The 13,594-nt window shown below is 65.2% G+C and carries 16 protein-coding genes; 10 read left to right on the top strand and 6 right to left on the bottom strand.

The annotated features are described in order from the left end of the window. Positions 1-31: 31 nt before the first annotated feature. The 5 genes from VGN62_RS09870 to VGN62_RS09890 form a co-directional block, all read right to left on the bottom strand. A complete protein-coding gene (locus VGN62_RS09870; protein WP_293702627.1) occupies positions 32-973 on the bottom strand; it encodes a DUF2493 domain-containing protein in 942 nt (313 codons plus the stop codon). Between the two features lie 321 nt (positions 974-1,294). Next, positions 1,295-2,332, bottom strand: coding sequence for a DUF7146 domain-containing protein (locus VGN62_RS09875; protein ID WP_293702629.1), 1,038 nt, complete (start codon positions 2,330-2,332; stop codon positions 1,295-1,297). A 206-nt stretch (positions 2,333-2,538) separates the two neighbouring features. Continuing rightward, the gene (locus VGN62_RS09880; RefSeq protein WP_293702631.1) at positions 2,539-4,707 is read right to left on the bottom strand and encodes a ParB/RepB/Spo0J family partition protein; all 2,169 of its coding nucleotides are present in this window, start codon (positions 4,705-4,707) and stop codon (positions 2,539-2,541) included. 124 nt (positions 4,708-4,831) lie between these two features. After that, positions 4,832-5,233 (bottom strand): DUF2958 domain-containing protein, encoded by a 402-nt coding sequence (locus tag VGN62_RS09885; RefSeq protein ID WP_293702634.1) that lies wholly within the window; start codon positions 5,231-5,233, stop codon positions 4,832-4,834. Then, positions 5,230-6,210, bottom strand: coding sequence for an ArdC family protein (locus VGN62_RS09890; RefSeq protein WP_293702637.1), 981 nt, complete (start codon positions 6,208-6,210; stop codon positions 5,230-5,232). The genes VGN62_RS09885 and VGN62_RS09890 overlap by 4 nt, the downstream gene beginning before the upstream one ends. 186 nt (positions 6,211-6,396) lie before the next feature. On the opposite strand from VGN62_RS09890, the gene VGN62_RS09895 reads away from it, so the two are divergent. From VGN62_RS09895 to VGN62_RS09910, 4 genes are read left to right on the top strand one after another with little or no spacing between them, the layout of a single operon-like run. Continuing rightward, the gene (locus VGN62_RS09895) at positions 6,397-6,588 is read left to right on the top strand and encodes a DUF6771 family protein (protein ID WP_293702639.1); all 192 of its coding nucleotides are present in this window, start codon (positions 6,397-6,399) and stop codon (positions 6,586-6,588) included. A gap of 1 nt (position 6,589) precedes the next feature. Continuing rightward, positions 6,590-6,919, top strand: coding sequence for a hypothetical protein (locus VGN62_RS09900; protein WP_037556209.1), 330 nt, complete (start codon positions 6,590-6,592; stop codon positions 6,917-6,919). A gap of 11 nt (positions 6,920-6,930) precedes the next feature. Then, positions 6,931-7,443: a hypothetical protein gene (locus VGN62_RS09905; RefSeq protein WP_293702660.1), complete on the top strand. Its 513-nt coding sequence runs from the start codon at positions 6,931-6,933 to the stop codon at positions 7,441-7,443. 28 nt (positions 7,444-7,471) lie between these two features. After that, entirely contained in the window at positions 7,472-8,119 is a 648-nt protein-coding gene (locus VGN62_RS09910; protein ID WP_293702663.1) for an SOS response-associated peptidase, read from the top strand. A 24-nt stretch (positions 8,120-8,143) separates the two neighbouring features. Here VGN62_RS09910 and VGN62_RS09915 read toward each other — a convergent pair whose 3' ends face one another. Further along, positions 8,144-8,269, bottom strand: coding sequence for a hypothetical protein (locus VGN62_RS09915; protein ID WP_283214590.1), 126 nt, complete (start codon positions 8,267-8,269; stop codon positions 8,144-8,146). Positions 8,270-8,776: 507 nt separating this feature from the next. Between VGN62_RS09915 and VGN62_RS09920 the strand changes: the two genes are divergently transcribed. From VGN62_RS09920 to VGN62_RS09945, 6 genes are all read left to right on the top strand, one after another. Further along, entirely contained in the window at positions 8,777-9,529 is a 753-nt protein-coding gene (locus VGN62_RS09920) for a LuxR family transcriptional regulator (protein WP_293702673.1), read from the top strand. 98 nt (positions 9,530-9,627) lie between these two features. After that, a complete protein-coding gene (locus tag VGN62_RS09925) occupies positions 9,628-10,254 on the top strand; it encodes an acyl-homoserine-lactone synthase (RefSeq protein WP_293702676.1) in 627 nt (208 codons plus the stop codon). Continuing rightward, positions 10,251-11,129 carry a phytanoyl-CoA dioxygenase family protein gene (locus VGN62_RS09930; protein ID WP_293702679.1) on the top strand — a complete coding sequence of 293 codons (879 nt, stop codon included), beginning with the start codon at positions 10,251-10,253 and terminating at the stop codon, positions 11,127-11,129. The genes VGN62_RS09925 and VGN62_RS09930 overlap by 4 nt, the downstream gene beginning before the upstream one ends. Next, positions 11,126-11,737, top strand: a complete 612-nt coding sequence (locus tag VGN62_RS09935; protein ID WP_293702682.1) for a GntR family transcriptional regulator — start codon at positions 11,126-11,128, stop codon at positions 11,735-11,737. Before VGN62_RS09930 ends, VGN62_RS09935 begins: the two co-directional genes overlap by 4 nt. A gap of 305 nt (positions 11,738-12,042) precedes the next feature. Beyond that, complete coding sequence (locus VGN62_RS09940) at positions 12,043-12,600, top strand: RNA polymerase sigma factor (protein ID WP_327453290.1); 558 nt, start codon at positions 12,043-12,045, stop codon at positions 12,598-12,600. Next, on the top strand, positions 12,597-13,586 hold the full coding sequence (locus VGN62_RS09945) for a FecR family protein (protein ID WP_327453292.1): 990 nt from the start codon (positions 12,597-12,599) through the stop codon (positions 13,584-13,586). Before VGN62_RS09940 ends, VGN62_RS09945 begins: the two co-directional genes overlap by 4 nt. Positions 13,587-13,594 lie beyond the last annotated feature (8 nt).

Below are 13,594 nucleotides of genomic sequence, written 5' to 3' on the forward strand. Positions count from 1 at the left end.
TGGCAAGCGCCGTCGGATCCAAATCGGCACCTCACGCCCCTTCCTTGATCCGAAAATCCCAGACCGGGATGCCAAACGCCCGCGCCTTGTCGACGAGATTGTCCTGGATGCCGGTCCCCGAGAAGACGATCAGCCCGGTGGGCATCGCGTCGATCAGCCGCTCGTTGCGCTTGAACGGGGCAGCCTTCTTGTCGCGGTTCCAGTCGGGCCGGAACGCGACCTGCGGCACGCTGCGGGCGTCGGCCCAGCAAGCGGCGGCACGCTCGGCCCCGGTCGGGGTCGCACCGTGCAGCAGGATCATGTCGGCATGGCGGGCATGAACCTTGTCGAGCGCCGACCAGATATGCTGGTGATCGTTGCAGGAAGGTCCACCGCTGAAGGCGATGCGCGTCCCCTCGGGGATCAGGGCTTTGGCCTTTTCGCGGAGACGCTTGTCCATGAAGTCGCGGCTGTCGATCATCGCAGCGGTCATCGTCTTGTGGCGGATGCGTGAGCCGGTGTGAGGCTGCCAGGCCTTGCGGGCATGGATGCGATATTGCTCGGCGGCACATTCACGGAAAAATTCCATCGTATCGCGCCGCTCGATCATCGTGATGCCCTCGGCGATCGTGCGCTCGAGTTCGACCGAGCGGATTTCGCTGCCATCCTGTTCGCGCTGCAGGTCGCGCTGCGCCGCCTCGTTGCGATCGAGATCGCGTTCGATCCGCGTGCCCGCGCCGTGGAAGAGATTGACGACGCCCCAGAGCAAATCCTCAAGATCGGGTTCGATCCTGGTGTCGATCAGACAGCCCGTAAGCGCATCGAAGATGTCGGCGACCGCGCCGCTGGCGAGCCGGTCGTCGGGCAGCGGGCGCCCGTCGGGTTCGTCCTCGAAGGGACGATGGCCGTAGAGCTGCATTTCCTGGAGAAGATGCGCGCTCGCGCCGGGTTCGAAGGGTTCGTCGGGATCGGGCTGTTCGGCATCATAGGTCATGGCGCTGTTCTCCGGCTGAAGGCGCGCGCCTTTCGCGGCCTTCGCGGCGACGCCTTGCGGCGCGCGGGCCGGGTCCGCACCGAAGGGGGCTTGCCCCCGCCCGGCCGGAGCGCCAGCGGAGGATGGCGGCCGAAGGCTATTTTGGATCGCGATGCAAAGGGGCGTCAGCCCCGGCGGAAAATAGCCGCCCGGCAAGCCATTGCGGTACCGGCCCCGCGTGCCGCAGTCGCCCTCCAGCGAAGGCCGAAGGCGCAGCCCTCCCGGAGACGCACGCGCCCAAACGCCGACACGCCCGCCCCCACGCCTTCCCTCCCGGCCGCCTCAACGAACGAGAAAGCGTGCTGTGTCTTCGCCCCGAAGCAGGCACCCGAGCCGGTCCGCAAATCGCGCTCGTCCCAGCGCGCCGAGATCGTCGTTGAAATCGCCTCGCTCCGGGACCAGCGGCACGACCTCGATCCCAGCATGGACGCCGCGTTCGACAAGGGTCTTCAGCGCACCCGCCCCGGCGGGATCCTTATCGCAGGCGACATAAAGGCGGCGCAGCGGCTGCGGAAAGCGGATGGCGGCAAGATGCGCCGCCGACAGCCCCGCGATCATCGGGAGGCTCGGCAGGGCCTCGCGAAGCGAAAGCATCGTCTCGATGCCTTCGCCGGCCGCCATAGTCGCGTCAGAGCGCCCGAACCGAACACCATGTCCGAGAAGGTGTCCCATGGCGCGGCGCGGACAGGCGACCGGAGCCTTGCCGCCTGCCGGATCGAGCCAGGTGCGATGGACACCGACGATATCGTCCTGATCGTCGGTGACCGCCGCGATCATGGCCGGCCATGCAGAACGGACGCCAGGCGCGTCGTCCCGTGACGCCTGGTAATAGCAGCGAGGATGATAGCGCAGCCAAGCGCCGCTCCCGGCGACGCCGATACCGCGCGCCGCGAGATAGGCTGCAACCACCGTCTCACCGACAGGCTTTGCCGCCGCCCAGAGGCGCCGCGCCGTGACAGGCGTCCCGGCCGGTGTCTTGCGGGCACGCGGCGATCGCGTGCCGAACGACGTCGGCAATGGCAGGCTCAAAAACCTTCGGGCTTCGGCGAGCGTTTCGCGCATCGCGCTATGCACGCAACTGGCGGCGATGATGTCGAGCAGGTCGCCATGCTCGCCGCTCGCCGCATCGGTCCATTTGCCGACCTGCGCGCGCGTGTCGCCTGCCGCCGACAGCAGGACATAGAGACTGCGACCCGGCGCATTGTGGATATCGCCGACGAGCCAGTAGCGGCCTTCGCGGCGACCGTTCGAAAGATAGCGGCGGCAGACGGCCTCGGCGTTTTCGGCCAAGCGGCGCACGATGTCGGAAATACTGTCCATGGGGGCTCCACGGCGACGGACGCGGCGCAAGGCCAATCGTCAAGGATCGGCCCGCCCGCGCATACGGCGCCGACAGCCCCTGCCGGCAGAGCAGCGGAGGATGCCATAAACGACGCGCCGATTTCAAGAAAATGCGGCAGCGAACGGCATGATGCCGTCCGCTGCCGCGCGAGCAAACGGGGCGACCGAAGCCGCCCCGTTCGTAGTCACTCGGCCGCAACCGGGAGTTCGTCCCAGCCGTCGTCACTATCGACACCGTCCCGTTCGCCGGTCCCGTCCGCCTCGGTGCCGTCCGTGTCGGCATCGGATGCGGCGACCTCGTTTTCGACGCCGTGGGATTCCCCGACCGACACCTCATTGGACGACACCTCTTCGACAGGCACCTCTTCGCCAGACGCCTGTTCGACCGGGGTGCGCAGCGGCTCGGGCAGCCAGTCCGATTCCTCGAGCAGCGCCTCCGCCTCACGGACCATGTCGGGTTTCTTGAGATGATCGATCATTCCGGCGAATTCCGCCCCGCGCGCTTCGGTGACGTCGGCCAAAATGCGCGCCTTGGTGACATGGCGGAAATAGCCGTCACCGGTCGCTCGCCACCCCGCCGCGATCGGGTCGAGTGCCACGATGCGCGCGAGGGCATGGCTGTGGGCCACACGACCGGCGATGTCGCTGCGCGCGGATTGACCCGCGTCGATCTGGGCGTTGAGCGACAGCGACGCACAATGGGCGAACAGGCTCGCCTGCTCGTTCGCGTCGAGCGCGATGAGCGCGTCCCACAGTTCGGCTTCGGTCTGCGGCAACCGCTCGCGCCATGCCGCATGCCGCGCATCGATTGCCCGCGCCGGCCCACTGTCGCGAAGGCCTTCCGGTGGATTGGAGAAATAGACCTCCGTGACCCGCAGTCCGAGACAGGATGCGTGGCTGAAGCGATAGAAGAGCGACAGCACGAACGCGTGAAGGACGGCGCCGAACGCCAGCTGCGGATTTTGCGCGAAGGCATCCTGCAACGCGAGCGTCCGCCAGGCGGTGAGGTCGGCGACGAGACGATCGGGCAAAGGCTTGAGCCCTTCCTCTTCGACCGGCGCGACGTCACCGCCGCGGGGTTCGGCCTCCGGAACGCCCGCATCGCCCTCGCCGTCGCCGACGGGCACCTCGCCTGCGGGATTTGCGTCGCCGCCGTCTTGTTCTTCGACCGGCTCGTCCTCAGGCCGCACGAAACCGCGATCGACACGGATCGTCCCGTCATACTCGATCGACACGAACACACCCGCGAGGCCGACTTCAGCCTCGTCGAAGATTTTCGGTCGATCAATCAGCGCACCGATCTTGGCCTCGATCGCCTCGAGTTGTGCGTGAACCTCCTCCGGCACCTCGGGCTCTTCAGACCATTTGTCCGACAGCGTCTCGGCCTCGGCTTCGAGCGCAGCGAGGCTGGCCTCTTCGTCCTCGGTCATCGCGACCTCGCTGCTTTCGAGCCAGCGCAATCCCCGCGCCGCACCGTGGGGCAAGTCGATCGTGGTCTGCACCCATTTCCAGCCTTCTTCTCCGATGCGCTGGCCGATCGCGGTGAGCTTCTCGTCGACCAAGCGGTCGAGCAGCGGCGGATTGGTAAGCCAGCCGCCGTCATCGGCCTCGAACAGGTCGCGCACGATGCTACCGCCCGCCGCGACATAGGCATCGACGCTGACGAAGCGCACGCGCTTGTCCGCCGCGCGGACGCTATTCTCGGTGAGTTTTTGACGAATGAACGCCGGCGACTTGTTCCAGCTGTGCGCAAGCAGTTCCCAGACCTGGACCTGCCGCTCATGGTCGTCCGACACCGTGAAGGCCATGAGTTGATCGAGTGACATGTCATCCGCGGCATAGAGGTCGTGCAGCGTCGGCGACACCGCGGCGAGCTTGAGGCGCTGGCGCACCACGGCGGGCGTGGTCATGAAATGCGCCGCGATCGCTTCGACTTCGTTGCCCTTGTCGACCATCGCCTGCATCGCGCGGAACTGGTCGAGCGGGTGCAGATTTTCGCGCATGGCGTTTTCCGCATAGCTGTCTTCTTCGGCAAGGATGCCCGTGGCCGACTGAATGATGCAAGGTACCGGCGCATCCTTCGCCAGCCGCTTCTGCTTCACGAGCAGTTCGAGCGCGCGGTAGCGCCGGCCGCCGGCGGGGACTTCGAACAGGCCGGTATCCGCGCCATCGTCACCGATGTGTGGCCGCACATTGAGGCTTTGCAGCAGGGTGCGGCGGGCGATGTCATCGGCAAGCTCGCCGATCGACACCCCGGCCTTCACGCGCCGGACATTGGACTGGGACAGGATCAGCCGGTCGAACGGAATGTCGCGCGACGGGCTGAGGACGATCTTCTGCTTTGCTCTGGCCATGGCCATTCTCCATGACGGGCCGCCGCGAGACACTCTCCCGGCTCTTGAAGCCCGTCACGAAGCCCCGGCTTCTCTCTTCCTCGAAGGGGGCCGCCACCGGCGGCCCCGGACAAGGCCCGCGTCGTCAGCCGCGGCCGGAAAGCCGGCGGGCCGCCGCGCGGAGGCGCTGCTCGCCAATGATGATCGAGCCCGCTGCGCGGGCGGCTTCGGCATAGACCGAGAGTGGATGCGCCGCCTCGAAATGGAGATCGCGCTCGATGCCGAGACCATAGGGGAGCCGCACCGCCTCGAGTTCGGCGGCCGAGAAGCTGCCCAGTTCCGGACAGCCGAACCCCAGATCGGCGAGGCCGAACAGGATGCCATCCGCGTCGATCTCGGTGGCAAGCCAGGTCGCGGCGCCGACGGGATTGAAGAAGCGCACCACGGGTTTCGGGTCGGGTTCGCACGCGCCGCGTTCGATCGCCGCAACCCGCGCGCGAGCGTTGGCCGCGAGGCGGGCGGTGATTTCGGGGGTGAGCAGTTTCATGCCGCGATCCCCTCGATCTGCAGTTTGTCGTTGGCGCGGCAGCGCACGGGCGACGCAAGGGCATCCGCCGCCAACTCGGACCGAAAGGCGAGGAGATAGTCGGCCGCTTTCGACGCGGCGCTGGCGGCGCGGAGGATCGCGCGATGATCCTCGCGGATGATATCGAGCCAAGAGCCGATATAATCCGCATGACGCACGCTCGGCGCGATGCCGAGCGCCGCGCAGACGAAGGCGCCCGCCATTTCGGCGATCAGTTCTTCATGGCCATAGGGCTTCGAGCCGAAGCTGCCGGTCTGATCTCGACCCAGACGGCTGTCATGGCCCGTCCAGTGGCCGAGTTCGTGGAAAGCGGTCCGGTGCCAGTTGATCGGTTCGTAAAAATCGTCCGGACGCGGCACCGCGACGAAATCATGGCGGGGGCTGTAATAGGCCGACGCCCCGCCGATCCGAAAGTCCGCCCCAGTGGCTGCGATCAGCACCTCGGCGTGCGGCAGGATCAGGCCCTCAGGGATCGGCGGCGCCGGGACATGATATTTGTCGGGAAGCCCGTCGCATTGATCGACCGAAAAGACAGTGAACTGCTTCAGGAAGGCAAAGCCACCCTTCCGCTCGCGCTTGCCATCATGGCGCGGCTCGGAGGCATCGGTTCCTGCCCGCCGTGTGTAGACGACGCCGATGCCGCGCTCGCCGCGCCGAACCGTGCCGCCGAGCGCGGCGGCCTGGCGAAACGTCAGGAAGCCGTGTCCCTGAAAACCGCGAGTCAGTACCGCGTGCCAGAGCGTCAGGATATTGATGCCGCTGTATCGCCGGTCGCTTACGACATTATAGGGAAGGCCGACCGCAGCTTGGCCCGCGTCCCACGGCTGCACCCAGGGAAGGCGCCCCGCTTCGAGTTCCGAGATGATTCGGCTGGTGATATCTTCATAGAGCGACGCGCGCGCGTCGCCGCGATGGTGGGATGTTGCCAGTTGGGGCATTTCAGGTCTCCGCGGCGGACCGGCGGCGAGCCTCTCTCGCCGCGCCCAATCCGTCCCGGTTTCCCGGCCCTCCTCTGCCTCTCGTGCGGCGGCATCACCGCCGCACGGCCGACGTGCGCTGTCGCTGCCCGACCCGACTACGCCGCGGGACTTGTCAACATGTTCTTCCTATGTTCTCATAGGGGGATGGACAATATCGATACCGCCCGAGTCGCAGAGACCATCCTTTCCGCCCCCGGCTGGGCGCGCGTTGGCATCACCGCGCCGACCAGCCATATCCGGGTCGAGGCCGCGTTCGAACTCGCGCGCGTGATCGTCGAGAGCGTGCGCGCCGGCGCGGAGCCACAAAACCCCGACCAGCTCGGGCTCTCCCTGTGACGTGGGCGGCTGGACAAAGGACGGACAGCATCGCGCCACGCATGTCTTCGAGGCCGCGGCCTGGTTTCGGGCGATCAAGCCCGTTTGCCGCTGCGGGCATAGCGCGACGTTCAATCCATATGGGATCTGGTGGCGCTTCGAGTGCAGGATGTGGGACGGCAATCTCGTCAAGGCGTGCCAAAAATTCTGGTGCGTCCGCTGCGGCGCGCGGACAGGCAAGCGCGTTCGCCCGGTGCGGATCGAACTTGTCGACCCGAGCCCCGATGACATCGCCCTGCCGATGCCCGAAGAACGCGAATGGAAGCGCGCGCTCAGCCGTTTCCGCGCCTGAGGACTGATCTTATGGATATCGAGACGGACGACGCACTGGTCGGCATCGGCAAGCTCCACCGCGTGATGGTATGGGACGGCCAGCGCGAACGCGAGAAGGAGATGCTGTGGGGGCTGCCCTCGCGCGATGCCGATATATTCCAGATCCCGCTCCTGAAGTCCGAGACCGCGATCATCGATCGGCCCTGTCTGCTGCTCGCCAATGAGTTCGGCCTCGTGAAGCGCGGTAAGACGGTCTATGCCGCAATCCTCATCAGCGACGAGCCCTTCTTCTGCATCGCGGCGGTCTGGCGGCCGGCGCACCGCCTGTGGCCCGAGAGCTTCGCGGCGCTCACCGTCCCGGCCTATGACGATTTGGCGCCGCACAAGGATCGCCACGTCGGCGTGGTCCGCCCCGAGGACTGGTTCGACTGGTTGATGGGGGCGCGGCCGCCGCTGGACATGTTGCGGCCTTTCCCCAAGAATAGCTTCAGCATCATGCCGCCGATTCAGCAGAATTTCGACGAAATGCTCGGCGCGGCCTGACCGAAACCGTCCAAGGGGAACCGCCGCCATGTGCAATCTCGTGACCCTCAAGGCTTCGGTTGCCGAAGTGGCCTCGGCCTTCGGAGCGCGGCGCCCCCTCACTAATGCTCAGCCCGGCGAGGTCTATCCGGGCGGACAGGGGTTCGTGGTGCGCGAGGACGGGGGCGCCCGCGCGCTCCAGTCGATGACCTGGGGCTTCCCGGTTCGGCTCAAGCATATGAAACCGACGAGCAAGCCGAAGCCCGTCAACAATGCCCGCGACGACAAGCTGATGACCTATTGGCGGACCTGGTTCACTAATCCCGCCCAGCGCTGTCTCATCCCGATCAGCGCCTTCGCCGAGGCCGAGGGCGCGAAGGGCAAGATGACGCGCACCTGGCTTCGCGTCGCCGATCAGCCGCTCGCGGCCTGTGCAGGATTGTGGCGCCCGACCGATGAGTGGGGCGACTGCTATACGATGGTGATGGTCGATGCGACCGAGGAGCTCTTTGATATTCACGACCGGATGCCGGTCATTCTTCACGCCGCCGATCATGATGCCTGGCTGCAAGCGCCCCCTGAGGAAGCTATGAAGCTTGTGACCCAATATCCGGCAAGCCAGCTGGAGGTCGAGCGGACCGACGTCCCGTGGTTTAGCCGCAAGCCCCCGAGCGCCGAGACCCCGACGCTCCTTTGAGAGTTTGGATCGTGGGGCAACGCTTCATCCGCCGAACAGCGATCGGATCGCGCCGACGAGTCCGGCAATGAAGGAGCCGCCGACGAGTACGGCGGCGAACCAGAATTCGATCGCCAGCGCGCGCGATTTCCATTTCGGTTCCTGATCCATTGGCCGTACATGCCATGGCCGGACAATGTAGGACAGACCCCGTTGCTCCGTTCGCGATGTGACAAAAGCTCTGACTCATCGCAATTCAGTTGGAGCTTTTGTCACATGAAACTGCCCGCGATCCACGGGCAAGGCGTCCGATTTGATCACCGTAAAAGCAAAGCACCATCCTTGTGGTCGGTGAAATGCCGTGGGACGATTATCACCCATGTGCGTCGGCTCCGCTTGGAGGATTATCGCGGTCCAGTCTCTACATGGACCGATTGGTGTCAATCTGGGTCCGATTAGCACACCAAGCCGCTTTATCAGGCGATTTCCTGTCGTTACACCGAAGAGGCGATCGGCATTGCGTATAGAGGCTAAGGTATTACCTGCCCGCCGCAGTGCGAGGACCATCGCGAAGCTTGTCCAACTTCATTGTCTCCCGGAGAGGAAACGGGAGCGATGAGCCATGGAGCGGATCGCGGGCGGACGGGTCGGGAACGTGCCGGCGGCCGATGAATCGACGTGAAGCATTTTAATCTGACGGAGGAACTCGCACACGACATATCAGGCGCCGACAAGGAAGAGCGGCTCTTTGCTGCCCTCTCGAACGCCGCTGACCGCATGGGATTCGATCTTTTCGCGCTCGCCTTCGACCGCCGCGGCGGCGGCGAAGCCGCATCGATGCTCGTGCATAATTATCCCGACGCCTGGGCCAATGTCTATGTCGGCTTCGACCTGAGCGGCACCGACCCGATCCGCCGCGCCGGCGAAAAATCCATGACGGGCTTTCAATGGCGCAATGTCGACCACTACATCCCGCTTTCCCGCGGTGACCGGCAATTGCTGAAGGTCGCCCGCGAGAGCGGAATCGGCGACGGCTTCACGGTGCCGCGGCACTTGCCTGGCGAAGCTACCGGAAGCTGCTCCTTTGCCGTCGCTCCCAATGCCAGGCTCCCGCTCGAGATGCTCCACGCCGCCGAGATTGTCGGCGCCGTGGCGCTCGCCGCGGCGCGGCAGCTCATCGGGACAGGCTCCTATACTCCGCGGGCGGCGCTGACCGAGCGGCAGCGCGAGTGCGTGCTCTGGTCGGCGCGCGGCAAGACCGCCGGCGAGACCGCCGGCATCCTCGGCATCAGCGAAGAGACCGTGGTCCGTCATCTCAAGATCGCGCGCGAGCGCTATTCGGTGCCGTGCCGGCAAATGCTGATCCTCTGCGCCCTGTTCGACGGCGTCATCGGCTTTTCGGATGTCTATGATTGGTGGCGCCCGCTCTGACGAGGAGCAGACAAACGCACAAAGCTTGCCCAGAAATGGGCATAGGCGTGCCGCGGGATTGATGGTCTGATTCCGGCTTCAACAGCCAAGGAAGTTTCATGATCACTCAATCCACGCGGGCGCATGACGCGCCCGGGAATGCGGCGCTACGCGCCATGTTCGCCGCCCGCAAGCAGGTCTTCATCGACAAGCTGCAATGGGATTTGCCCGCCCTCGATGGCCGCTTCGAGCTCGACCAGTTCGATACCCCGGACGCACGATATCTCATCCTGCTCGATCCCGATGATCTGCGCCACCGGGCGTCGGCGCGGCTCCTGCCGACAACGGCGCCGCACCTGCTCGGCAACATCTATTCGCATCTTTGCGCCGGCGAGGCGCCGTCCGGCGAAGGCATATGGGAGATCAGCCGCTTTTGCCTCGACCCCGCGCAAACGCCGACCGAGTGCCGCGATGCGCGCAACCAGTTGGTCACCGCGCTCGCGGACTATGCTCTCCACCACGGCATAGGCGAATATGTCGGTGTCGCCGAAGCCGGTTGGTATCACACGATCTGCAAATTTGGCTGGACATGCCGCACGCTGGGTCCCGTTCAGCGGGACGGCGCGTGCCGGATACTCGCCCTCAGCATAGCGATCGACGAGGACACGCTCCCCGGGTTGCAGCGCACCGGCACCTACGCGCCGCTTGTCCTCAAGTTCGAAGAAGGCGGGGAGCCGGGGCGATGAAAAAGGATCTGACCGAAGCCGATCTTCCTGGCCTGCTCGTCGATGAGCTGCGCCGCAAAGGCTATTGCATCATTCGCAACGAGGCGGTCGCGCGTGTCCATGCGCTCGCAAGGGATCTCGACCCGATCTTCGCCGCGACGCCCTTTTGTGAAGGCAATTTCTATGGTCGCCGCACGAAAAGGTTCGGCAGCCTGCTCAAAAGGTCGCCGCATATGGCCGAACTGGTGCTCAACCCCATCATCCTGTCTGCGGTCGAGACGATCCTCGGCACGGGATGCGACCGGATCCAGCTGAACCTCACCCAGGCGATCGAGATTCATCCGGGCGAAGTGCGGCAGTTTCCACACCGCGACCAGGATATGTGGCGCGGCGCCGACGGCAGCCAGGAATATCTGGTCAACGTCCTCTGGCCGCTGACGCCTTTCACGAAGGAAAATGGCGCCACGCGGATCTTTCCGAAGAGCCACGGCGTGAAAGGCATCGCGAAAACCGATCTTGGTCCGCCCATTTTCGCCGAAGGCAAACCGGGCGCAGCAATCTGCTTTCTGGGATCGACGGCGCACGGGGCGGGCTCGAACCTCAGCAACGAGGTCCGGCGCGGCGTACTCGTCAGCTACAGCCTGGGATGGCTGAAGCCCTATGAGAATTTGTGGCTCGCTTATCCGCCCGAGGTCGCCCGGACGTTTCCGCCTGAATTGGCTGCGCTCGCCGGTTATGCGCAGCACCGCCCCAATCTCGGCAATTACGAGGGCCAATGTCCTTCGGTTTTGCTCAAGGACGACATTCCCGCCCATATCGGCGCGATCGACGCGCTCAGGCCCGACCAGTCGGATGCGGTCGCCGATTTTGCCGCTGCCGAAAGGAACGGCCAATGAGCCCGGCGCATGTGTTCGAGCCGACCTATGAGGCAATCAAGCGTCGGCTGATGAGCGGGGAATGGGCCGGCGGTACCCGGATCGAGGCGGCCCGTCTCGCCGACGATCTCGGAGTCAGCGTCACCCCGGTACGCGATAGCCTTTACCGGCTCAATGGCGAGCGGATGGTCGATTTCATGCCCGGCGAGGGTTTTCATGTCCATCGCCTGACAGAGACCGAGTTTCGCGACCTGCTCGAGCTGCACCTGATCCTGCTGCTCGCGGCGCTAGCGACGGCGCAAAAAGGGTCGGCAACGTCGGTCCCCGCTGACCAGCCTTATCCCGATCGCGTCGCCGACCTGTTTCTCGCGATTGCCGAGCGCTCGTCGAACAGCGAAATAGTCGCGAGCATCGCTGCGATCGGCGACCGGCTTCAGCTTTCGCGTCATTTCGACGTGACGATCCTCGCCGATGCCGACGAGGAGTATGAAGCAATCGCGATCGCCTTCGCCGATGCCGAGCCGCAGGCGAAAGTGCGCAACTTCCTGCTCCGCTATCACGAGCGGCGCGCGCATGAAGCGGCTACCTACGCCCGAACGCTCGCCGGTCATCCAGGTCGACAGCCATGATCGCTGGCCGAAAAGAGAGTGACGTTTTGCTTGTCAGGACCGCCCACAATTGACATGATTCGACCGTGCAAGAGCATCGCTGGCAGCTCCTGCGCGGAATATTTCGCCAGGCATCATATGCGCCAGTCCCTGACCGGACCGGCGGCCCAACCGGTCCATGGTTCGCGCGAGCGACCAAACGGCGGCACAGCACTGGGAGACGGGTCTCTGGCGAATGCCGGCTGGTCCCGCTCGTGCCTCCGGGAATATTTGTCGTGTCTTCCTGTACCTGCGGCGACCGCGCCCCGCCGCGTCACCCCTTTTCGGTGTCATCGGCCTGCCATTCGCATCCGGCCGATCGTCCGCCGCCGGTCGAGGAGCGGCCTGAAGCCGGGCACGATCTGGACGCGATATATCGGACGCATCGCACGTCGCTCTTCCATTTCCTGAGCCGCAAAGCGGGATCGGAGGAAGCACCGGATCTGGTGCAGGAAGTCTTCGCGCGCGCGGCGGGCAGCACGCAGCGTCACCAGCTCGTCAATCCGGGCGGGTTCCTTCGCCGCATCGCCCAAAATCTCCTCATTGATCGAGCGCGGCGCCAGAAGTCCGCGCGGGCGACCTTCTTTCCGCTTCGCGAGGAGCGCGACGGCGCGACGCCTGCGGCGCAGGAGTGGAATCTCGAAGCCGCGGACCTGCTGCGATTGTATGAAACGGCGGTTGACGCCATGCCGCCAAAAACGCGCCGCGTTTTCCTGATGCATCGGGTGGACGAACTCAGTTATCGCGAGATACACGAACTGCTTGGCATCAGCATCGCAACGGTGGAATATCATATGATGAAAGCGCTCGGTCAGATTTCAAAGGTGGTGGACGGCGGCCGATGACGAGCACAAGCGGCGGCAACTATCCCGTCGATGAGGTAGCGCAGGCGTGGCTGATCAAGATGCGCGGCGAGGACGCCGGCGCGCTGCGCGGAGAGTTTGAAGCGTGGCTCCTCGCATCGGCCGATCATGGCGAAGCCTACCGCCGCGCCGAACGCCGCATGGCGGCCTTGGCGGTTCTCAAGACCTCGCAGCGCCACGGAACAAGCCATGCCGAAGCGCGGCGGGGCCGGGTTCGCGGCTGGCTGCCATGGGGCGCCGCCGCGACCGCAATCGCGCTGCTGATTGTAGCAATCGGGGCTGGAGGCGCCTCCCTTCCCGGCCAGCCCGGCAGCGCCTCGATCGCGCGAGCCACCGAACCGCTGATTACGCAGCGCGGCGAAATCCGCTCGTTCCGGCTTGCCGACGGCTCGCGCGCGACGCTTGATACCGACAGCCGGCTGGACGTCGCGTTCGGAGACGGCGACCGCAGCGTCCGCTTGGTAAAGGGCAGGGTCCGTCTTTCCATCGCCAAGCAAGCTAAACCGCTCCATATCGACGCCGGGACAGGCGCAGCAATCGCGAACGATGCCGAGATCGACCTTAGCCTCGACGAGGCCGGAACGGTCAGTGCGGCCCTCCGGCGCGGCGAGGCCGGCCTGCGCGCAGACGCCAGAACCGGTCCTGCGACCGCGTTGTCACAGGGAAAGACGCTGACCTATCGGCGTGATGGCAAGTTGCAGCTCGGCATGGCCCAAGCGTCTGACATTCCCGCAAACTGGCCCGAAGGCTGGGCCGAATATCGTTCGATTAGGCTCGACCAACTCATCGCCAAGGCCAATCGCTATGCCGTCACCCCGATCGTGATCGACGATGCGGCGAGCGCAGCGCTTGAGGTTTCCGGCCGCTTCCATCTTAGCGAGACCGATGCCTTCGCAGAACGGATCGCAAGCCTCTTCGGTCTCAGGGTCGAACGCTCTGCGGACGCCATCTATCTGCGCCGCCGATAAATTTTTCA

Origin of the sequence: Sphingopyxis sp. (genome assembly GCF_035998905.1) — a bacterium.
In the GTDB taxonomy this organism is placed as follows: domain Bacteria; phylum Pseudomonadota; class Alphaproteobacteria; order Sphingomonadales; family Sphingomonadaceae; genus Sphingopyxis.